Origin of the sequence: Marinomonas hwangdonensis, assembly GCF_003721245.1 — a bacterium.
Classification (GTDB): domain Bacteria; phylum Pseudomonadota; class Gammaproteobacteria; order Pseudomonadales; family Marinomonadaceae; genus Marinomonas; species Marinomonas hwangdonensis.
In genome coordinates this window covers 1-21,833 of the sequence record NZ_RIZG01000014.1, presented here as the reverse complement: position 1 = coordinate 21,833, position 21,833 = coordinate 1, and the positions used below count along the sequence as shown (strand labels likewise).

The following is a 21,833-nucleotide window of genomic DNA, read 5'->3' as shown; positions in this document are numbered from 1 at the left end:
GCAGAAACACATTAGCCGGTTACGTTAACGTATCCGGCTTTTCTGTCCTTTAACGTACGCTTTACATTGTTTACATTCTGGTCACTTTAAAAACACAGGCATCAAGATGGCAACCCATTTAACCGCAGCAAATGTGCGTCCTCGTCATAAGCGAGTTCTACCCGGACTCAGTTTAAGCTTAGGAACTTCCTTGCTGTTTATCAGCTTAATTCTTTTATTACCCATGACTGGACTGGTCATGCAAACCATGGATATGGGATGGGAAAGATATTGGCAAGTCATCACCGATGAACGTGTCGTCGCCAGTTATAAAGTCACCCTATGGGCCGCTGCTTTGGCGTCGATTTTTAACGGCTTTTTTGGTCTTTTACTGGCTTGGGTATTGGTGCGTTATGAATTCCCTGGGCGCCGTATTTTAGACGCCTTGGTGGATTTACCCTTTGCATTACCCACCGCTGTAGCGGGCATTACACTGGCAACACTGTACGCTCAAAATGGCTGGTACGGTGACGTGCTTGAAAGCCTAGGTATCAAGGTGGCTTATACCCCCTGGGGTATTGTTTTAGCTATGGCCTTTACCAGTATACCTTTTGTGGTTCGAACGGTTCAGCCAGTGTTAGAAGAGCTATCTCCTGAGGAAGAAGAAGCAGGTATGACCTTGGGGGCATCCGATTGGTCGGTGTTTCGACGCGTGATTTTTCCTGCATTGTGGCCAGCCCTCATGACCGGCATTGCGTTATCTTTTACTCGCAGTTTAGGCGAGTTCGGCGCGGTCATTTTTATCGCGGGTAACATGCCCTATGTGAGTGAAATTACTTCTTTGATGATTTTTATCAGCTTACAAGAATTTGATTTCGCCGCGGCCAGCGCCATTGCCTCTGTGGTCTTAATGGCGTCGTTGGTACTGCTGTTCGCAATTAATATTTGGCAAGCGCGCTATTTGCGTCGCCTTCACGGACGCTAAGTTAGGAATACATTATGTCAGCAACTAAATCTGCACCTGGACAGCGCCATACATTAAGAGTGGGCGACAACCCTATCGTTAAATGGTTATTGATCAGTGTAACGCTGTTTTTAACCGTCATCTTACTGGTGGTGCCTTTAATCAGTATTTTCCAGCTCGCGTTTATGGAGGGAGTCGCTCACTATTTCAGTAGCCTGATGGAAGCCGATACCTTACACGCTGTGGGCTTAACACTGTTGGTTGCCGCGCTTACTGTGCCCATCAATTTGGTGTTTGGGGTGATGCTGGCCTGGGCGGTAACACGCTTTGAGTTTCGGGGTCGCAAGGTGTTAATGACCCTGATGGACATTCCCTTTGCGGTATCGCCTGTGGTCGCAGGTTTGCTGTATCTGTTGCTGTATGGCAACAACGGCTGGATTGGCGCTTGGCTTTACGACCACGACATCCAGTTAATGTTTGCTTGGCCTGGGATTGTCATGGTGACCGTGTTTGTGACCTGCCCCTTTGTGGCGCGCGAATTAATTCCTTTGATGCAACAACAAGGTCGAGAGGACGAAGAAGCCGCCGTCATTTTAGGCGCATCTGGCTGGCAGTTGTTTCGCCGAGTGACCTTACCCAACATAAAGTGGGCACTTATTTACGGAGTGATCTTAACCAATGCGCGTGCTGTGGGTGAATTTGGCGCGGTTGCCGTGGTGTCTGGCAACATTCGCGGCGAAACCAACACCTTACCCCTATTAGTACAAGCACAATATGAGGATTACCAAGCGGCCGCGGCTTTTGCCAGCGCGTCGCTATTGGCTATGCTGGCCTTGGTGACCTTACTATTTAAAGCCTTCGTGGAATGGCGTCAGGAACGCAGTTTGAACATTGAATCCGATAAAGAGAGAAAGGCCGTCGCATGAGCATTTTGATTGAAAATATTTCCAAAAAATTTGGCCACTTTCAAGCCTTATCCCCTTTATCATTAGATATTAGCGAAGGGGAAATGATTGGTTTACTAGGCCCCTCTGGGTCAGGTAAAACCACCCTGCTACGTATTATTGCTGGGCTGGAAGGCGCAGATTCCGGACGTATTCAGTTTGGTGATCGCGATGTCACCAATCTGCATGTGCGTGATCGCCGTGTTGGTTTTGTGTTCCAAAACTACGCCCTATTCCGTCACATGACGGTGGCTGATAACGTCGCCTTTGGCCTTGAAGTGCTGCCTCGTAAGGAGCGTCCAAGCCGTGCTGAAATCCAAAAGCGCGTCCAACATTTATTAGAAATGGTCCAGCTTGAACACTTGGCTAATCGTTTTCCATCACAACTGTCTGGTGGTCAAAAACAGCGTATCGCTTTAGCGCGTGCCTTGGCAACACAACCTGAAGTCTTGTTATTAGACGAACCATTCGGAGCCTTAGACGCAAAAGTTCGCAAAGAACTGCGTCGCTGGTTGCGTGGTTTGCACGATGAATTGGGCTTTACGAGCGTGTTTGTGACTCACGATCAGGAAGAGGCGCTAGAACTGTCAGACCGCGTCGTGGTAATGAGCAATGGAAACATTGAACAAATCGACCAACCAGGCACTCTCTACGCATCACCAAACAGCCGATTTGTCTTTGACTTCCTTGGCAATGCCAACGTGTTTGAAGGCAAAACCGACGCGGGGGTATGGCGTAACGGTCAAGCCAGCATCGCGCTCCCTAACGGAGCCCAGCAGGAAGACGGTCAGCTCTATATTCGTTCTCATGAATTCTTTGTCTCGACGGAAGCAACCGCCCAAGCCGATTTGCCCTTACGTGTTATCGCCATCAATCCGATTGGTGCAGAAGTACGTCTAGAGCTGGCTCCCATTGGCTGGCAAAGTAACGACGTGTGGGAAGTCGACCTGCCTCACAAGGCCTTTGATAAAAACGGCTTTGAAAAAGGCCAAACGGTTTTTGTGACACCCAAAGCCGGTTATTTCTTCGCCCACGATGCCAAACAGCCCGTAGAAATACACTGGTCGATAACAAAATAACCACACAGCGACACACAAGGCCCCTATTCTCAACGAACCTCTGCGTCTTCGTGGAATAGGGGCTTTTATTTACTTGAAAATATGCGATATTGGGCCCGACAATAATAAGCAAGAGAGTCAGGTATGTCGCAAGAAAAGGGGACATTAAATACAGCGCATTTTCAAAGCCATCTAAAACACGCCAATTTGGTATTCACTGCAGCAACGGAACGCAAAACCACCCCGGACGCTAAAAAAGCCTGCTTTGTTCTACTTGATCATTTTTCGATGTCTGCTTTCTCTATCGCCTTAGACACGCTCGTCACCCTTAACTTGGTGCACAATCAGTCCATTTATGACTGTAAAACATATAGCCTTAATGACAACAAAACGCTTTCAGACATTTCTATCACTCTGACCACCGATGGCAATATACAAGATATCTCCTTAAGAAAAGACGACCTCCTCGTCGTATGTGGGGGATTCAGGACAGTGTTAAAATCTGAACCACAGCTCAACAAGATCATTCGCAAAGCCGTTCAATCAAGCGCCACCGTCATGGGCATCTGGAATGGGGGGTTCTATATTGCAGACAGTAAAATAAAAGACAACCACACTGTTGCTATTCATCAAGACAATAAAGCCATTATGGCAGAACGATTTCCGGGGCTGCATGTTGCAACCTCTAGCTACAGCGAAGAAGGCCAAATATTAACTTGCTCAGGACCCAACAGCACCCTAGACATGATGTTGCATTTCATCAAGCTGGCATGGGGAGCGGAGAACGCTCAGGCGGTAGCGAAAGTGATAGGCGCAGATCGCGTCAGCGAAACCGATAACGACATTAGCAATCGTTTTTTGCGGGCCGATTCCCGCATTCCCGACTGCATCAAAGAATCCATTATCTTGATGGAAAGTAACATTGAAGACCCGCTGACCATTGATGAACTAGCGAACCTAGTCGGCATTTCCCGACGCAAGCTAGAACGCTTATTTAAAAGCCACATTGGTGTCGCACCCGCGCGCTACTACATGGAGTACCGCTTAACCCGGGCTAGGCAACTTATCCAACAATCAAACTTAAGTATTTTTGACGTTTCCATTGCCTGTGGCTTCGTCAGTTCAGCCCATTTTAGCCGAACGTATCATCGTTACTTTGCTCAGTCACCGATCGACACGCGACGCACCACGCAGTCAAGTTGATCAAAAATAACGCACTCACATCTGGAATAAACTAGAGCTTCATTAGGCTACGAATATGGCAAAATGCGGCACGACCAAGGGCATCCACATTGTACCCGCCTTCTAAAACAGAGACGATGCGCCCCTGACAATGGCGCTCGGCCACCTCCATCAAACGATCTGTGATCCAAGTAAAATCGGACTCGCTTAGTCTTAGCTGCCCCATAGGGTCTTCTTTGTGGGCATCAAAGCCCGCTGAAATCATAATAAGTTCAGGCTTAAAAGCCTCCAATGCGGGCAGTAATTGGGTGCTGATAACGGCTTGAAAAGCCTCACTGCCAGCCCCTGCTTCTAGTGGCATATGCAGAATATTGTCGTGAGAATCGCCCGGATCACTGTAAGGATAAAATGGATGTTGATAGCTGGACGCAAACAAGACGCTTTCCTCGTTTTTGAAAATGTCTTCCGTGCCATTGCCATGATGAACATCAAAATCGACGATGGCAACACGCGCTAACCCGTAGTGCTTGATTGCATGTCGGGTACCAACCGCAATATTATTAAACAAACAAAACCCCATGGCTTTATCGTATTCCGCATGGTGCCCTGGAGGACGAATCGCACAAAAGGCATTGTCCATCTCACCTGTCATCACTAAATCGACCGCTTTCACAACGGCCCCCGCCGCAAATAAAGCCGCGTCTAATGTGTGAGGCATCATGATGGTTTCAGGCTCTAACTCGACATGCCCCGCTTCAGGCGCCCGAGCAAAAATAGAGTCCACATAAGCGGCATCGTGAGTGTCCACAAGCTGCTCCCGTGTCGCAGGGTCTGACTCTATACGGCGCACAAAGTCCATCAACTGACCATTAATTAAGCGGTTTTGTATCGCCCCAAGACGCAAGGGTGACTCAGGATGATCTTCCCCAATATTGTGTTTATCGCAATAAGTGTGTGTGATATAAGCCGTTGTCATTTAAGGTCTCTGGATTATTATTTTTATTAATGTAATGCTGATAAGTATCAAGCCACGAAGGTGACAATACAGTCTATCCTACCATGGTCTACCCTTAAGGGAGATGACCCTTTGTCGCATCCCTTTCATCGAGGAGAAAAACCAGTGAGCCAACACGCTTTACACACCTTACTCGCTCCCAAATCCATCGTGGTATTCACTGGCGAAAATGGACAAGATCCCTTGCTTTTGGCGCTCTTACAATCCCTTAGTAGTGCGAAAAAATCGTGTCCTGTGAGCCTGGTGGGGGTCAAACCTGAACGCCCCTTCCCTTTCAGCCATGTGTCCTCCCTAAGCGAATTAAGTACTCAGCCAGACCTGGCGGTGATCGCTGGCACAGACGCAAACACCTCGATGGAAGACATTATTGCCGATTGTGGCGCCGCTGGTATTCAATCACTTTTAATGCTGTCATGGACAGGGGAGCCACAAGACTCTCTGCTCGCCTCATTACGCCAACATAATGTGCGCTTACTGGGCCCCAACAGTTTTGGCATTTGCCGTCCCAAACAAGGCGTGTACGCTTGGCTTGGTTTGACGCAGCCGCTAACCGGTAAATTGGCCCTGATGTCGCAATCGGGCACCGTCGCCAGCGCCTTGGTGGATTGGGCTACATGGCAAGGCATTGGCTTCTCACAAGTGGTGTCCATGGGCACGCCTATTGATGTCATGCCATCGCAAGTGTTGGATTATTTGTCCAACGACTTCGACAGTCAGGCTATATTAATGTATCTGCAAAAAATTGGCCGCCCAACGCGCTTTCTCAGCAGCTTACGGGCCACAGGTCGCAGCAAACCCGTTGCCGTTGTCACCGAACACTCTGTGGGTGCCGATGAACGAGTACTCGACGCTGCCCTAAGCCGAACCGGTGCAGTAAGAGGCAGACGCCTTAACGATTTAATCGCGGCCGCTTCCGTGATGACCAACGCCCGTCGCATAAAAGACGGCTCGCTGCTCATTATTGGTAATGGTGCAGGACCTGGCGAACTGGCGGCGCAACGGGCGATGGAACTCGGCATTGACTTACTCACCCCAGAAGGCGACTTGAGGGATAAACTCGAATCCACTATGGCGGGACGAGGCGGTATTGGCCCTGTCACCACAGTTTGGGCAAGTTGCGCCACAGACTTGTTCATTAACCTGGCGGAAAACGCCTTGAGCAGCTCAGATTGCGGGGCCGTACTTCTCACCCTAAGCCCCACCGCTCTCATTGACATAGATTCCTTGTACGATCTCATCATCAGGTTACACCGTACCCAGAAGAAGCTGGTCATGGTGTGCTTGCTCGGTGGTGGCAATATGACCAACATGCGCACACGCATCAATGAAGCCGGAATACCTACGTTTAGAACCCCGGAAACCGCCATTGAAGGCTTTCAATTTTTAGTTCAATTTCAACGCAATCAGTTATTGGCGAAACAATCACCAGACAGTCACGCGTTTCGTTTCAAAATCGACGTTTCAGAAGCCACACAAACCCTCAATCAGTTAGTCAAAAAGGAACAAAACATCGTCCATACCGATGAGCTGAGAGAGATTTTTGAGCTTTTTCATATCCGCTTAATTTCACGTCGCCAAGCCACTCATCAACTGGCTGCGCCCATTCATTTACGCGTCTTTCAAGACCGTATTTTTGGCCCTGCCATTGGCCTATCATTGGAAGGCGCCCAGCAACACAAACAAGCCGAGGCCGTTGCACTGCCACCGCTTAATACCATCTTGGCAAAAGATTTGATCCAGCGCGCCTTTCCCAGTGAAGAATCATTTGAGTTGGAAAGCTTACTGCGCAATCTATCCACCATGGTGTGTGAACTGCCCGAAATAGAAAGCCTAGAACTGGCTGATGTGAGATTCCATGAAAGTGGCAGTATTTATGCTGATGTCACCGCCCATCTGCGCTCTTGCAAAAACTGGCGCCGTTATGAGCACCTCGCCATTCATCCCTATCCGAGACAATGGGTTTCAGAACGTGTCTTAAAAAATGACGAAATCGCCACTGTTAGACCCGTTTTACCCAGAGATGCCGGCATTTTAGCGGATTTTGTTCGCAGCATGTCCCATGAGACACGCTACTTTCGCTTTATCTCCAACATAGAAGAACTGACACCACGTATGCTTGCCAGCCTTTCCCACATCGACTACGACCGTGAAATGGCTTTGCTCGCGGTGATTCAACGGGATGGACAAGATTTGCTCATAGGCACGGCACGTTACATAGACAACTTTGATGATCAAAGCTGTGAATTTGCCGTGGTGCTCGGGGATGCATTCCAAGGCTTAGGTTTGGCGTCTTACCTGATGCGACAACTGTTTCAGGTCGCGGCAGACAAGGGAATTCGTGTCATGAAGGGCATTGTGCTAGCGGAAAACAAACGCATGATCGACTTTTGCAAGCACCTGGGGTTTACTATCCAACGTGACCCAGACGACTTTGGCCAAGTCATTGCCAGCATCAAGCTAACACCAACACGGCTAAAATCCATCTCATAACATAGCAAGGACAGACATCCCCAAAATGCTCTCTCGCTGGACAACACCATGGCGGCTTATTGTGCTGCTTGTGGTCTCTTTTCTCCTAGTGGTGCTTCTAGAATACGCTCATGTACCTGCTGCCTTACTGTTAGGCCCAATGATAACCGCCATTGTACTCGCCACGAATGGGGCGGGCATGACCTTGCCAAGACCCATTTTTTTAATGGCCCAAAGCATCCTGGGGATGATGATAGCAAACAGCTTACCATTAACCGTGTTCAGCAAAATTGCCCAAGAATGGCCGCTGTTTCTAATGGGTACCCTATCGACCATTATTGCGTCGAGTTTCTTAGGCTGGCTGCTTAGCCGAACAGGGTTATTACCTGGTACCACCGCCATCTGGGGCTCTTCGCCAGGGGCCGCCTCAGCCATGACCATAATGTCAGAAGCTTATGGTGCTGACATGCGCCTAGTGGCTTTTATGCAATACTTACGCGTTGCTTGCTGCGCCATAGCAGCGGCCTTGGTCGCCCGTCTTTTTCACAACGAGGGATTTACCGCCGCCCCCATCGACTGGCTACACGTTTCTTCTTGGTCTGAGTTTGCCATTACTCTAGGCGTTCTTTCATTGGCCTGTGTGGTCGCCGTCGCTCTGCGTTTATCAAGTGGACCCTTATTATTAGCCCTACTCGTGGGGTTGATCATTAAGTTTTCAGGCGTTTTGCCCATTGTTCTGCCGAACGTTTTTCTGGCACTCAGTTTCGCCGTGCTTGGTTGGGCGATTGGCTTTCGCTTCACACGTCAAGCCTTAGAACACGCATGGCATGTGTTTCCCCACGTCTTTGGGGCGATTATCGCACTCATTGCGATCAACGCCTGTGTGGCCCTTCTATTGATTTACTTTGCTGACATTGATCCGCTCACCGCTTTTTTGGCCACCAGCCCAGGTGGCGCAGACTCGGTGGCCATTATAGCCGCTGCCACCAATACAGATGTCGCCTTTGTTATGGCCATGCAAGTAGCGCGTTTTTTACTGGTGCTTATTGCAGGACCTATGCTCGCCCGTTGGCTCTCAAACCATAGAATGGCCTAAAAAAAACCACCCGAAGGTGGTTTTATAAAATAACAATTGAACACTAGCTGGCCTGTTCGAGGTTTTCCGGACCGAACGAGGAAGGCAAGAGTTCATTCATAGTGAAGGATTGCCTGACGCCTTCGGCACCACAAACGTGAATCACGGTCTGCGCCGAAGAGAACTCACGAATCTTCTGACGACAACCACCACAGGGCGTCACCAAACCCTCGCCGTTACCAATCACATAGATGTCTTGAATCTGTGTTTCCCCGTCGCGCACCATGGCCGCAATGGCACCGGCTTCTGCACAAGTACCTTCAGGATAAGCTGCGTTCTCAACGTTACAACCAGAATACACCTTGCCCGTCTGGGTTAAAATGGCCGCACCAACAGCAAACTGAGAATACGGCACATAAGCCTTGGCCATAGCTTCTTGAGCCAATTCAAACAGGGTTTGATCGTGCTTTATATTAGACACAGCTACGCTCGCTCTTTGACATAGGGTCGACCAATGGCTTTTGGCCCAACCGCTTTACCGATGAAGCCCGCAAGCAACAAGACGGTTAACACGTAGGGCAATACCTCGATGGCCTGCACGGGTACTTGACCAATACCTGGAATTTCAACACCTTGCATACGCACAGCAACGGCGTCTAAGAAACCAAACAACAAACACGCCAACAACACAGGCACAGGACGCCATTTACCGAAAATCAGCGCCGCCAAAGCCATGTAGCCTTTGCCCGCACTCATGTCTTTTAGAAAGCCTGCGTTGTGAGCGGTAGACAAGTACGCACCCGCAAGACCACACAAGATGCCGCACACAATCAAGGCGCGATAGCGGATAAACGCCACGGAAATCCCCGCCGTATCCACCGCATGAGGATTTTCCCCCACGGCGCGCAAACGCAAACCAAAGCGCGTTTTGTAAACCACCCAATAGGTCAACGGCACCATGGCAAAGGCCAAATACACCAAGATATTGTGACCACTGAGCAGATTCGAATAAATCGCGCCTATGACGGGCACATCTTGCAAAGCATCAGCAAACGGGAAAGTGATGTCTAAGAAACGTGCATCACCCGACAAGGCCGGTGTCTGTCCGCCCATGCCAAACCAATACATAGACAAGGTCACCGTTAAACCGGCCACAATAGTGTTAATCGCCACCCCTGACACAATGTGATCGCCTCGGTGGGTGATACAGGCGAATCCATGGATCATCGCCAAAGACACTGACGCCAAAATCCCCAAACATAGACCAATCCAAGCCGAACCAAACACTGCTGCCCCTGCAGCCGCCGCAAAAGCACTGCCTAAAATTTTTCCTTCCAAGCCGATATCAACAATACCCGCTCGTTCAGAGTACAAACCGGCCAGCGCAGCCAGAATCAATGGCGTAGAGACACGCATGGTGGCGTCTAACATAAGTATCAATGTTTCAAACATAGTTTTCCCCTACGCGACCGCTTTGCGAATAAAAAAGCCTTCGATGCGATCTTTCAACATGTGTTCCAGTGCACCAGAGAACAGAATCACCAAACCTTGAATCACTACCACAATCTCAGGTGTGATGGACGGAATCTCAAACGCCAACTCAGCACCGCCCTGATATAAGGCCCCAAACAAGATCGCCGCCAAAATAATACCAATCGGATGATTACGTCCCATCAAGGCCACCGCAATTCCCGCAAAACCATATCCTGCAGTAAAGTTCAGCAACAAACTGTGGTTCACCCCCATGATCTCGTTTAAGCCAACAAAGCCCGCTAGACCACCCGATATCAACATCGCCCAAATGGTGACCTTAGCCGTATCAATCCCAGCATAGCGTGCCGCCGTTGGATTCGTACCTAAGGTGCGAAGCTGATATCCCCAGCGAGTGTGCCAGATCAATCCCCACACAAACACACAGCACAACAGCGCCCAAATGAACGCCAAATTCAATGGCGAACTACCAATATCTATCCCCAATGGCGACAGCACTTCATGCAAATAAGGCAACCAAGCGTTTTCTTCAAACGTTCGGCTATTGGGCGCCATACGACCATCTTCCTTCAGCCAGTTCACAATTAAATAAACCATCAAAGAAGAGGCAATAAAGTTAAACATAATGGTGGTAATAACAATGTGACTACCACGACGCGCCTGAAGATAACCCGGAATGTACCCCCACGCGGCACCAAATGCCGCCGCACCAAGGATCGCCAAAGGCGCAATCACATACAAAGGCATGGTGTTATCAAGAGACAAACAGATCAAACCGACCCCTAAACCACCAATGTAAGCTTGACCTTCACCACCGATATTGAATAACCCACCTTTAAAAGCCACCGACACCGCAAGGCCAGTGAAAATAAGGTTGGTCGCATAGTACAAGGTATAGCCAATTCCCTCATCGTAGCCAAACGCGCCATAGATAAGATAGCCCGCGGCTTCAAGTGGGTTTTCTCCGATAGCAAGAATCACCAACCCGGACACCAAAAAAGCCAAAAACACATTAAGAAAAGGAATAAGAGCCAGGTTTACCCAAGCCGGAACTTTTGCCTGACTCATGCGGACACCCCTTCTTGCTCTTCGCCTTCTTGCTCTTTGTTATGGGCATTAGCCATCATTAAGCCAAGGGTTCGCTCGTCGGCGTCTTTCGCATCAAGCTCGCCAACAACCGCACCATCAAACATCACAACGATGCGATCACTCAGTGCCATAATTTCATCCAATTCAACGGACACCAACAAAATACCTTTGCCAGCATCACGAAGTTTAACAATTTGTTCGTGAATATTTTCTATCGCCCCAATGTCAACACCCCGAGTTGGCTGACCAATCAATAAGACTTCAGGGTTTTGTTCCACTTCACGGGCGATAACGATTTTCTGCTGATTGCCACCGGAAAAGTTCGCGGTTTTTAAATGCGGATTCGGTGGACGGACATCCCACGCGGCCATACGTTCATTGCATTCATCTAACATAGCCTTACGATTCATCAGAATCTTGCCGTTATAAGCGAGGGAATTATGGTATCCCAACACCGCGGCTTCATAGGCTTCAAACCCCGTAACTAACCCCATTTTATGGCGATCTTCTGGTACATGAGCCATCTTCAAATCGCGCATCTGTGCGGCGTCTCGGGGGGATTTTGCATTGATCACCTGACCGGCAAAGTGGATTTCTCCCTCGTCCATCGGAGTAATGCCAGACAGCACATTCAGTAATTCACTTTGCCCATTGCCCGAGACCCCAGCAATGCCCAATATCTCACCCGCACGCAGCGTCAGGCTGACATTTTTTAAACGCTTAACGCCTTGGCTATCAAACTGAGATAAGTTCTGCGCTGACAAGAGCACATCTTGTGGTTTCGCGTCGTCTTTATCGACCGTTAAACGCACTTTTTTCCCCACCATTAACTCAGCAAGCTCTTCTTTACTAGTGTGGGCGGTCTCACGGTGAGCGACCATTTCACCTTGACGCATCACGGATACGTTATCGGTGGAAGCCATGATCTCACGCAATTTGTGAGTGATTAATAAAATAGTAACACCCTGATCTTTCAGGGCTTTTAGAATACGGAACAAATGGTCCGCTTCTTGAGGGGTCAACACGCCGGTTGGCTCATCGAGAATAAGAATGCGAGCGCCGCGGTATAGAGCCTTTAAAATTTCAACACGCTGCTGTAAACCCACCGGAAGTTCTTCGACGATGGCATCCACATCAATGTCTAAACTGTATTCATTCGCTAAACGCTGTAATTCCACTCGTGCCGCCGCCACGCCACCCTTTAACAAGGCGCCGCCTTCTGCACCTAAAATAACATTTTCCAAAACGCTAAAAGTATCCACCAGCATAAAATGCTGATGCACCATGCCTATCCCTGCTGTAATGGCATCCTGAGAATTACGAATTTCAACACGCTTACCGTCTACTTCAATGTGACCCGTGTCCGCTTCATAAAAGCCGTAAATAATGCTCATCAAAGTGGATTTCCCAGCGCCATTTTCACCGATAATACCGTGAATAGTGCCCGCAGGAACTTGTAAGCAAATGTCTTTGTTGGCCTGAACCGCACCAAAACGTTTACTGATGTCACGCAATTCAATTGCGTATGGCATTGTTTGATTCGTCATATCTAAAAGAATTCATCTGCTTGGAAGTAAAAATGCTAAGGTAAAAAAAACAGTTGCCCACAAAAAGCAGGCAACTGTTTCCTAATGCAACTTAGTAGTTACACGTGTTATCAGACATGTAGTCGTGAACCTTGATCTCACCACTGACAATCTTAGCGCGAATGTCGTTTAGCTCAGCTTTCATTTCTTCGGTAATTAAATTGGCGTTGTTGTCATCTAACGCCCAATCCACTCCGCCTTCAGCCAAACCTAAAACCACTAAACCCGGTTTCCAAGTACCCGCTGCAGCGTCTTCGTAAGTTTTGTAAGCTGCTTCATCCACGCGCTTTACCATGGACGTTAGCATGGTGCCTGGCTGAATATGGTTCTGGTTAGAATCCACACCTATCGCCAGTTTTCCACCGTCTTTCGCCGCTTGATAAACACCGATACCCGTACCACCCGCAGCCGCAAAAATCACATCAGCGCCTTGTGAGAATTGGCTCTTCGCTAATTCAGAGCCTTTTGTTGGGTCATTAAACGCCGCACCGGTTGACCCCGTCATATTTTGTAGCACAGTAGCGCTAGAAGACGCGTATTTTACGCCTTGCTCGTAACCACAGCCAAATTTACGGATCAGCGGAATATCCATACCACCGACAAAACCGACTTTATCGGTTTTAGAGGCCATAGAAGCCAATGCGCCGACAAGGAATGACCCTTCGTGTTCTTTAAAGACAACCGATTGAACGTTAGGAAGATCAATCACACCGTCAATAATAGTAAATTGAACATTAGGAAAGTCTTTCGCCACTTTTTCAACAGACGACGTCATGTTAAAACCAACCGTCACGATAGGCGAATAGCCGCGATTCGCAAGACGACGCAAACCTTGCTCTACTTGTGCTTCGTTTTTCGGTTCGAATTCACGGATTTTTACACCCGTTTCTTCGGTGTATCTTTTAACGCCGTTGTAAACGCCTTCATTAAAAGATTTATCAAATTTACCTGCTTGATCGTAAACAACAGCAGGTTCTGTGGCTGCATGAGCCATGCTTGATGCAATGGCCAGCGCCGTTGCTGACGCAAGAAAGACAGCTTTCATTCCAATTCCTCTTCTATGTAATATATTCTAGGCGGCATGGAAACCTGCCTAACTGGTCAAAAATAAACCGAATAGCAGAATACCGCAATGTAATCTGCACATTTTAGCCTACATTTTTTTATTTCGTACAAAAAAGCCGCCTCAAACGCGCTTTTTCGCCACAAACTGATAGTGCCATTGACGCACCAACAAGTCATGCGAGCAATACTTATGCCGAATAAATAAGCACTATTAAGATTGGCAATGTTTGCAGTAAACCGTACTGCGTTGCGCCTGACGAATTTCCTTCAAAGGCGCGCCACACAACACACAAGGTTTTTCTGCTCGACCATACACGGCCAACTCTTGCTTGAAATAACCGGGTTTACCATCGCCACCCACAAAGTCTTTTAACGTCGTGCCGCCCCGTTTAATGGCTGCCGCTAGCACCACTTTGATGCATTCAACCAACTTGACTAAACGGGCCTTACTGATCTTACCCGCCAAACGGTCAGGGCGGATACCGGCTTTAAAAAGCGCCTCGTTGGCGTATATATTACCCACCCCAACCACGACCTTGCTGTCCATGATAAAGGTCTTAATCGGGACTTTGCGGCCCTTTGCTCGCGCGTACAACATATCAGCGTGAAACAAATCGGATAAAGGTTCAGGCCCTAGGTGCTTGATCAACTCGTGTTCATTCCAATCCTGTGTTGTCCACAAGATAGCACCAAAACGACGAGGATCCGTATACCTTAACCAGACATCATCATCGGAAAAACAAAAATCCACATGATCATGAAACAACGGCGGCGTCTCCGCCGGCACAAAATACAAACTGCCAGACATACCAAGATGCACAATAACCGTGCCTTTGTCGGTATGAATACCAATGTATTTACCCCGTCGCGAAAGGTGCGTGATCTTTTGCCCAACCACCTCAGAGGGTAATTCAGGTGTGATTGGCCAGCGCAATTTTGGCTGGCGAATATCAACCTGAGCCAGAGAACGCCCAACAAGCTTAGGCTCAATACCCCGTAACGTGGTTTCTACTTCTGGTAATTCAGGCACAATTCACCTCAATAATGACAAGATATACACAAATCATACTGCGTTAGTCACTGAATAGCGTTTACTAGATACAAAAAAACCGACTCGTTGAGTCGGTTCCTTTTGACTAAGACCGAAAATTACTTAATTTTCGCTTCTTTGTACATAACGTGCTGGCGTACAACAGGGTCAAACTTTTTCATTTCAAGTTTGTCTGGAGTATTACGCTTGTTCTTGTCAGTTGTGTAAAAGTGACCAGTACCAGCAGAAGATACCATGCGAATTAGATCGCGAGCGCCTTTAGAAGCCATGATTCAGATCCTTATACTTTTTCGCCGTTAGCGCGCATTTCAACAAGAACTGTTTCGATGCCCTTTTTATCGATAATACGCATACCTTTAGAAGATACACGTAAACGGATGTAGCGGTTTTCACCTTCGACCCAAAAACGGTGCCAGTGAAGGTTAGGAAGAAAACGACGCTTAGTACGACGCTTTGAGTGAGAAACATTATTACCTGTAACAGGACGTTTCCCAGTAACTTGACATACGCGAGACATAATTAAATACCTTTTGCTATCCAGAAAGATTATTGGAAGTGTTTCACTTCCTCAGGCGGAGCATGATTCCTTATGAATCAAAAAAATCCCATACCGAGGATATAGCGGCGCGCATTTTCCCATAACCCCACCCATTGAGCAATTCTTTTGTTAAAAAAATGATCAACTGGCATAGTCAAACAAAAATTCCAAAGAAAAACACAGTGATGCCCCATATCGAAACTCGCGCCTACCTCTACCGAGCATCACTGTGTTTTTCTTAAAAGGCGACTTATTATCTAAATTCAGGCCTACACCAAGCCTCTCTCAGCCAAGGAAACAGGCGAGCCATCGCCCACTACAAAGTGATCGAGCAATCGCACGTCCACAAGGTCCAGAGCGCGTTTGATTTTGCCCGTAATGCTGATATCCGCCTGACTGGGCTCCGCCACACCACTAGGATGATTGTGGGCCAAGATAACCGCAGCGGCATTATATTGCAGTGCCGCTTTGACCACTTCTCGTGGGTAAACTGCCGCGGCGTCTATGGTGCCCATAAAGAGCTCTTGATAACGAATAAGCCTGTGCTGGGTATCTAAGAAGAGCACCGCGAATATTTCTCGTTGAGAATGGCGCAGTTGTGAAGAAAGGTAGGTTCTAACGTGCTCAGCACTGGTGAAGACAGTTTCGCGCATCAGTTGTTCTTGTAAATGTCGTTTCGACATTTCTAACACGGCTTGCAGTTGCGTGTATTTTGCGTCACCCAAGCCAAAACCTTGGCAAAACTCCTCGCGGCTGGCTGACATTAACGCACGTAAACCGCCGAATTGGGATAACACCTGTCGAGCCAGCTCAACGGCACTGATACCTTGTGTGCCAGTACGAAGAAAAATCGCCAGCAATTCGGAATCACTCAGCGCACTCGCCCCCTGATGAATCAACTTTTCTCGGGGTCTTTCTTGCTCTGGCCAGTGTTTAATACTCATGATCTAGTCCTTGATTCATGTTAATCTTGCATTCAATTTTAATGAGAACGGCGTCCTGCCTATTGCTCACTTTATCGACCACAGCACGAATTGAGAAGTTTTTTATGTCAAATCTCGCTCAAAAACGCATTCTATTAGGCATTACCGGTGGCATTGCGGCTTATAAAAGCATCGAACTGATTCGTTTGTTAACTAAGGCGGGGGCTGACGTTCAGGTCGTGTTGACCGACGGTGCAAAAGCCTTTGTCACCGAAATGACGCTGCAAGCCATTTCTGGTCACCCTGTGCGCAGTACCTTATTAGACCCAAATGCCGAAGCAGGAATGGGACACATAGAATTAGCGAAATGGGCCGATTTAATTGTCATTGCACCCGCTTCGGCTGACTTCATGGCACGTTATGCTCAAGGCATGGCAAACGACTTATTAAGCACCTTATGTTTGGCGACAGAGTCCCCTGTTTTACTTGCTCCTGCAATGAACCAAGCCATGTGGAAACACCCCGCTACACAAGCCAATGCCAAGCTACTCACCGAACGCGGTATACTCAACATTGGCCCAGCCGATGGCGCTCAAGCCTGTGGTGACATTGGCCCTGGACGCATGAGCGAGCCGGGCGATATTTTTAACACCATAATGACGCACTTCGACAAGGCTCAAGTTAAACAAGATTTGGCTGACCAACATTGGGTCATCACCGCCGGTCCAACTATGGAAGCTATCGACCCTGTTCGTTTTATTAGCAATCACAGTTCAGGCAAAATGGGTTACGCTCTCGCCACCGCCGCCATGGCTCGTGGCGCGACAGTCACTTTAATTAGTGGCCCAGTGCAAATCACCGCACCGGCTGGCGCGAAAATCATTGCCGTAAAAAGCGCTGATGAGATGCTCGCCGCTTGCGAGCAAAGTATGATCACACAAGCGGATGTATTCATTGGCGCCGCTGCCGTGGCCGATTTCAAAATGAAAGCGGCTAACGACCAAAAGATGAAAAAGCAATCCGACACCGATGAAATCACCCTGACGCTCGTTAAAAATCCAGATATCATCGCCACCCTCGCCCAACAAAAACGTGCCAAAACTCTGGTTGGCTTTGCGGCAGAAACGCAAAACGTGATCGAATACGCAAAAAGCAAACTCGAACGAAAAGGTCTGGACATCATCATCGCGAACGACGTGTCACGCGCGGACATTGGTTTTAACCAAGACGACAACCAAGTCACCGTGATCACCAAAGACAAGACGTGGTCACCGGACAAAACCACAAAAAATGCGCTTGCAGAACAACTCGTTGAGTTTATTCAACAACAGACTCAATCCTAGCCTGACAAAGTATTTATCAATTAAAAGACAATGAGACAGTCACCATGAAACAAGCAATTCAATTAAAAATCCTTAGCGACAAAATCGGTAAAGAGATTCCTCTGCCAACCTACGCAACCCAAGGTTCTGCTGGCCTAGATTTACGCGCTTGCCTTGATCAAGCAATCGAACTAGCTCCAGGAGAAACACGGCTACTACCAACGGGCTTGTCTATTTACATTCAAGACCCAAACCTGGCCGCTACGATATTGCCACGTTCTGGGCTAGGGCATAAGCATGGCATTGTTTTGGGCAATTTGGTGGGGTTGATCGATTCAGATTACCAAGGCGAACTCATGGTGTCTTGCTGGAACCGTGGCAACACCACCTTCACGATCGAACCAGGTGAACGTGTTGCCCAGCTGGTTTTATTACCGGTTGTTCAAGCTGAATTTAATATCGTGACCGAATTCGAAAGCACCGAACGCGGCGAAGGTGGCTTTGGTCACACGGGCACAAAATAAATAAGGGTAAACAAGGCTAAATACGCAAGACCCGCACTCGAAGGGTGAGAATATTTCACCTTTTGAGTGCGGGTAAGTCGATTCACTCAACCATCTCTCGCGCCAAAAAAGAAAATTACTTTCATAAGCCCATACTTGGTAATTTTCATACAATTTTCTATAGTTAATCCGCTCGTATCACGTTATTATTTTACCTCTAAGTGGTCACTTACACTCGTTGTTAGCCTTGGCTGTCATCGTTTTGCCACAGCAAGTTGATAAGCTAGTCGCCTATACATTATGAAAACTCTCGATTAGTTTGCATTCGTTCCGCACAACCCTTTTTTACAGGAGTATGTAATCCGTGGCTTTTTCTCGTGAATCTGCTTTAGACGTCGCTAAGGTTTTAAGCGAATCGCTTCCTTATATTCAGCGCTTTGCTGGTAAGACATTGGTTATTAAGTACGGCGGCAACGCCATGACCGACGAAACCCTACAAGCTGGGTTTGCACGAGACATCGTTTTGATGAAAGCCATTGGAATCAACCCTATCGTTGTTCACGGTGGTGGCCCACAAATTGGCGACATGCTCACTAAATTAAATATAGAGTCCAAATTCATCAATGGGATGCGCGTCACTGACACAGCGACCATGGATGTGGTTGAAATGGTGCTGGGCGGCCAAGTAAACAAAGAAATCGTTAACTTAATTTGTGAAGCGGGCGGCAAAGCCATTGGCATCACTGGCAAAGACAGCCGTTTTATTAAAGCCAAGAAGCTATTTGTCAAACACCAAGCGGAAGGCATGAGCACACCGGAACAAGTGGATATTGGCCACGTTGGCGAAGTCGCCAGCGTCGACACCAGCTTCTTAAAGTTCTTCGAAAACAGTGATCTAATTCCGGTTATCGCGCCGATTGGTGTCGACGATCAAGGCAACTCATACAATATTAATGCCGACCTTGTCGCGGGCAAAGTCGCCGAAGCCGTTGGCGCAGAAAAGCTCATGCTGCTCACCAACATTTCCGGCGTGCAAGACAAGCAAGGCAATGTACTGACTGGGCTAACAACGGCTCAAGTGGATGCACTGATTGCAGACGGCACCATTTACGGTGGCATGTTACCTAAAATTAGCTGCGCTCTGTCTGCCGTCAACGCGGGCGTCACCAGCGCTCACATTATTGATGGCCGAGTACCGCACGCGACCTTGCTAGAAATATTTACCGACACAGGCGTCGGCACTCTGATTTCCAACACCAAACTGGGTGAATAAATGCTTTATTCTTATTAGTAAGATAAAGAAAGACTGAATAGAAACTGGATACGACCAATGAGCAACAAGAAAAACGATCGTCGCACAGAAATATTGCAGGCACTGGCGCAAATGCTAGAAAGTAGCCCAGGAGCGCGCATCACCACCGCCGCGCTCGCCAAGCAAGTCGGCGTATCGGAAGCGGCGCTATACCGCCATTTTCCTAGTAAAGCGAAAATGTTCGAAGGGCTCATTGAATTTATTGAAGAAACACTTTTTACGCGTATTAATCGTATTATCCAAGAGGAAAGCAACGTCATCGGTCGTGTCGAGATGATTACCACCCTGGTGTTGGGGTTTGCGGAAAATAACCCAGGCATGTGCCGATTATTAACCGCTGATGCGCTCTCAGGAGAAACGGATCGCTTGCGTCTGCGAATCACGCAAGTGTTTGACCGTATTGAAACTCAGTTGAAACAGGTTATGCGTGAAGCTGACCTAAAACAGGGATTACGACCTGCGATGGGCGTGGCCCCTTGCGCCAATTTTTTAATCGCGATTATCGAAGGAAAGATTCGCCATTATGTGCGCAGCGAATTTAAAGTGAAACCCATGGAGATTTGGCCCGAACAATGGAGCGTTTTGGCACAAAATTTGATGTTAAATCGTTAAGATTTGAGGCGAACCCCAAACCTTAACCACATTGAACGAAACGAAAAAGAGCAAAACGAGAACGAATTAGATACCGTACTCAAGACGATAGGCTTTCACTGCATCAAGATGCTTGGCAAATTCAGGTGAATCTTGTTCTGCTAAGTAAGTCATGATGTCATTGAGAGAAACGATACTGATCACCGGCATACCGAAGTCACGTTCGACTTCCTGAATCGCAGACAAGGTGCCCTGGCCTCGCTCTTGACGGTCCAGAGCAATAAGTACACCGGCAGGATGTGCATCGGCGTCTTGTATAATGGCCATCACTTCTCGGATAGCCGTACCAGCGGTAATAACGTCATCAATGATCATGACGCTACCCGCCAGCGGGGCACCGACAAGAGAACCGCCTTCGCCGTGAGTTTTTGCTTCTTTACGGTTGAAAACGTATGGTGTGTCTACATTATGATGGTCATACAAAGCCACAGCGGTTGTGGTCGCTAAAGGAATGCCTTTATAAGCAGGGCCAAATAGAACATCGAATGGAACGTTTGCTTCCATTAATGAGGCCGCGTAGAAGCGTCCTAACTTTGCTAATGCTTCGCCAGAGCTAAATAGGCCTGCATTAAAAAAGTAAGGGCTCACACGGCCTGATTTAAGAGTAAATTCGCCAAAGCGCAGTACGTTTTGTTCAATAGCGAATTCAATAAAGTCTCTTTGGTAAGGTTTCATGCCAACTCCAGAAAGATAGATAATACACAACTCAGCACCGCCAAGAACGCGCGAAGCCAAGCCAACATTGGATAGGTACTAATATAACACACGGCTAGGAATTGTAGGGACCAGAAATGAAGGTCATCAGCCTTAATGTAAACGGTATAAGACAAGCAGCAGATCGCGGCTTTTTTGAATGGATGGTTCGTCAGAACCCAGATGTTGTGTGTCTGCAAGACATACAAGCCGATGAACGCAGCCTAAATGACAGCGTGTTTTTTCCACCCGAGTTCAATACGTATTTTTTTGACTCCATGGAAAACCCTGAACAAGCCGGCGTGGCCATTTACAGTAAAACCATGCCAAAGGCCATCATGACCGGAATGGGATTCCCAGAATGCGACTTTGAAGGACGTTTTATTCAGGCGGACTTCGACAAAGTCAGCGTTGGGGCTTTTTTAACACCCCATGGCTCCAACCATGAGGAAGCGCTACAAGAACATAAGTATCGCTTCATGGAAGGGTTTAAAAACCACCTAATCAAAACACGCCGCAAGCGTCGTGAGTTTATTTTTTGCGGTACAGCTAATGTGGCTCGGTCTCCTATCGACGTCAGCAGCTGGTTCGTGAACCAACGTAACTCGGGGTTTTTGCCTGAAGAGCGTAAGTGGATCAACGAAATATTCAACGAAATGGAATACATAGACGCCTTTCGTCAAATCAGCAAACAGGACAAGCAATACACCTGGTGGCCAGATTACGAGCGCGCTTGGAAACTCGACGAAGGTGGCCGTCTGGACTACCAGATCACCACCCCGGGTTTAAAAGACCTCATCCAAGGTGGCTCTATCTACAAAGGACAGCGTTTCTCAGATCACGCGCCTTTAACGATGGAATACAACATCGATTAAATAAAAAAACCCGTCAAATTGAAGTGACCCCATAAAGTTGGACACTTT

Annotated in this window: 22 protein-coding genes; 11 read left to right on the top strand and 11 right to left on the bottom strand. The window is 48.0% G+C overall.

What is annotated here, in order from left to right; all coding sequences use genetic code 11:
• Positions 1 to 106 precede the first annotated feature (106 nt).
• The 4 genes from cysT to EBI00_RS15250 all read left to right on the top strand — a co-directional run bounded on the left by cysT (position 107) and on the right by EBI00_RS15250 (position 4,148).
• Positions 107 to 964 carry a sulfate/thiosulfate ABC transporter permease CysT gene (gene cysT, locus EBI00_RS15265; RefSeq protein WP_123096796.1) on the top strand — a complete coding sequence of 286 codons (858 nt, stop codon included), beginning with the start codon at positions 107 to 109 and terminating at the stop codon, positions 962 to 964.
• Positions 965 to 978: 14 nt separating this feature from the next.
• Entirely contained in the window at positions 979 to 1,869 is an 891-nt protein-coding gene (gene cysW / locus EBI00_RS15260) for a sulfate ABC transporter permease subunit CysW (RefSeq protein ID WP_123096795.1), read from the top strand.
• Complete coding sequence (locus EBI00_RS15255; RefSeq protein ID WP_123096794.1) at positions 1,866 to 2,966, top strand: sulfate/molybdate ABC transporter ATP-binding protein; 1,101 nt, start codon at positions 1,866 to 1,868, stop codon at positions 2,964 to 2,966. Before cysW ends, EBI00_RS15255 begins: the two co-directional genes overlap by 4 nt.
• Positions 2,967 to 3,089: 123 nt before the next feature.
• The gene (locus EBI00_RS15250; RefSeq protein WP_123096793.1) at positions 3,090 to 4,148 is read left to right on the top strand and encodes a GlxA family transcriptional regulator; all 1,059 of its coding nucleotides are present in this window, start codon (positions 3,090 to 3,092) and stop codon (positions 4,146 to 4,148) included.
• Positions 4,149 to 4,179: 31 nt separating this feature from the next.
• Here EBI00_RS15250 and EBI00_RS15245 read toward each other — a convergent pair whose 3' ends face one another.
• Positions 4,180 to 5,103, bottom strand: coding sequence for a histone deacetylase family protein (locus tag EBI00_RS15245; protein ID WP_123096792.1), 924 nt, complete (start codon positions 5,101 to 5,103; stop codon positions 4,180 to 4,182).
• A gap of 144 nt (positions 5,104 to 5,247) precedes the next feature.
• On the opposite strand from EBI00_RS15245, the gene EBI00_RS15240 reads away from it, so the two are divergent.
• Positions 5,248 to 7,632 carry a bifunctional acetate--CoA ligase family protein/GNAT family N-acetyltransferase gene (locus tag EBI00_RS15240; protein WP_123096791.1) on the top strand — a complete coding sequence of 795 codons (2,385 nt, stop codon included), beginning with the start codon at positions 5,248 to 5,250 and terminating at the stop codon, positions 7,630 to 7,632.
• Between the two features lie 25 nt (positions 7,633 to 7,657).
• Positions 7,658 to 8,707 (top strand): AbrB family transcriptional regulator, encoded by a 1,050-nt coding sequence (locus EBI00_RS15235; protein ID WP_123096790.1) that lies wholly within the window; start codon positions 7,658 to 7,660, stop codon positions 8,705 to 8,707.
• A 43-nt stretch (positions 8,708 to 8,750) separates the two neighbouring features.
• Here the strand turns inward: EBI00_RS15235 and EBI00_RS15230 are convergent, their stop codons facing one another.
• The 9 genes from EBI00_RS15230 to radC all read right to left on the bottom strand — a co-directional run bounded on the left by EBI00_RS15230 (position 8,751) and on the right by radC (position 16,450).
• Positions 8,751 to 9,167: a cytidine deaminase gene (locus EBI00_RS15230; protein WP_277749222.1), complete on the bottom strand. Its 417-nt coding sequence runs from the start codon at positions 9,165 to 9,167 to the stop codon at positions 8,751 to 8,753.
• Between the two features lie 2 nt (positions 9,168 to 9,169).
• On the bottom strand, positions 9,170 to 10,138 hold the full coding sequence (locus tag EBI00_RS15225; protein WP_123096789.1) for an ABC transporter permease: 969 nt from the start codon (positions 10,136 to 10,138) through the stop codon (positions 9,170 to 9,172).
• A gap of 9 nt (positions 10,139 to 10,147) precedes the next feature.
• Positions 10,148 to 11,245 (bottom strand): ABC transporter permease, encoded by a 1,098-nt coding sequence (locus tag EBI00_RS15220; RefSeq protein WP_123096788.1) that lies wholly within the window; start codon positions 11,243 to 11,245, stop codon positions 10,148 to 10,150.
• A complete protein-coding gene (locus EBI00_RS15215) occupies positions 11,242 to 12,813 on the bottom strand; it encodes an ABC transporter ATP-binding protein (RefSeq protein WP_123096787.1) in 1,572 nt (523 codons plus the stop codon). Before EBI00_RS15215 ends, EBI00_RS15220 begins: the two co-directional genes overlap by 4 nt.
• A 91-nt stretch (positions 12,814 to 12,904) precedes the next feature.
• Positions 12,905 to 13,897 (bottom strand): BMP family lipoprotein, encoded by a 993-nt coding sequence (locus EBI00_RS15210; RefSeq protein WP_123096786.1) that lies wholly within the window; start codon positions 13,895 to 13,897, stop codon positions 12,905 to 12,907.
• Between the two features lie 231 nt (positions 13,898 to 14,128).
• The gene (mutM, locus tag EBI00_RS15205) at positions 14,129 to 14,947 is read right to left on the bottom strand and encodes a bifunctional DNA-formamidopyrimidine glycosylase/DNA-(apurinic or apyrimidinic site) lyase (RefSeq protein WP_123096785.1); all 819 of its coding nucleotides are present in this window, start codon (positions 14,945 to 14,947) and stop codon (positions 14,129 to 14,131) included.
• A gap of 119 nt (positions 14,948 to 15,066) precedes the next feature.
• Positions 15,067 to 15,237 (bottom strand): 50S ribosomal protein L33, encoded by a 171-nt coding sequence (gene rpmG, locus EBI00_RS15200; protein WP_123096784.1) that lies wholly within the window; start codon positions 15,235 to 15,237, stop codon positions 15,067 to 15,069.
• 11 nt (positions 15,238 to 15,248) lie between these two features.
• Positions 15,249 to 15,485 (bottom strand): 50S ribosomal protein L28, encoded by a 237-nt coding sequence (rpmB, locus tag EBI00_RS15195; RefSeq protein ID WP_072838851.1) that lies wholly within the window; start codon positions 15,483 to 15,485, stop codon positions 15,249 to 15,251.
• Positions 15,486 to 15,775: 290 nt separating this feature from the next.
• Entirely contained in the window at positions 15,776 to 16,450 is a 675-nt protein-coding gene (gene radC / locus EBI00_RS15190; RefSeq protein WP_123096783.1) for a RadC family protein, read from the bottom strand.
• A gap of 104 nt (positions 16,451 to 16,554) precedes the next feature.
• On the opposite strand from radC, the gene coaBC reads away from it, so the two are divergent.
• From coaBC to slmA, 4 genes are all read left to right on the top strand, one after another.
• Positions 16,555 to 17,772 (top strand): bifunctional phosphopantothenoylcysteine decarboxylase/phosphopantothenate--cysteine ligase CoaBC, encoded by a 1,218-nt coding sequence (gene coaBC, locus EBI00_RS15185; protein ID WP_123096782.1) that lies wholly within the window; start codon positions 16,555 to 16,557, stop codon positions 17,770 to 17,772.
• Between the two features lie 44 nt (positions 17,773 to 17,816).
• On the top strand, positions 17,817 to 18,275 hold the full coding sequence (gene dut, locus EBI00_RS15180; protein WP_123096781.1) for a dUTP diphosphatase: 459 nt from the start codon (positions 17,817 to 17,819) through the stop codon (positions 18,273 to 18,275).
• 343 nt (positions 18,276 to 18,618) lie between these two features.
• On the top strand, positions 18,619 to 19,527 hold the full coding sequence (argB, locus tag EBI00_RS15175) for an acetylglutamate kinase (protein ID WP_123096780.1): 909 nt from the start codon (positions 18,619 to 18,621) through the stop codon (positions 19,525 to 19,527).
• A 57-nt stretch (positions 19,528 to 19,584) separates the two neighbouring features.
• Positions 19,585 to 20,178, top strand: coding sequence for a nucleoid occlusion factor SlmA (gene slmA / locus EBI00_RS15170; RefSeq protein ID WP_123096779.1), 594 nt, complete (start codon positions 19,585 to 19,587; stop codon positions 20,176 to 20,178).
• Between the two features lie 66 nt (positions 20,179 to 20,244).
• Here the strand turns inward: slmA and pyrE are convergent, their stop codons facing one another.
• On the bottom strand, positions 20,245 to 20,892 hold the full coding sequence (gene pyrE / locus EBI00_RS15165; RefSeq protein ID WP_123096778.1) for an orotate phosphoribosyltransferase: 648 nt from the start codon (positions 20,890 to 20,892) through the stop codon (positions 20,245 to 20,247).
• A 116-nt stretch (positions 20,893 to 21,008) separates the two neighbouring features.
• Here pyrE and EBI00_RS15160 point away from each other — a divergent pair, with 116 nt between their 5' ends.
• Positions 21,009 to 21,785, top strand: coding sequence for an exodeoxyribonuclease III (locus EBI00_RS15160; RefSeq protein ID WP_123096777.1), 777 nt, complete (start codon positions 21,009 to 21,011; stop codon positions 21,783 to 21,785).
• Positions 21,786 to 21,833: the final 48 nt, after the last annotated feature.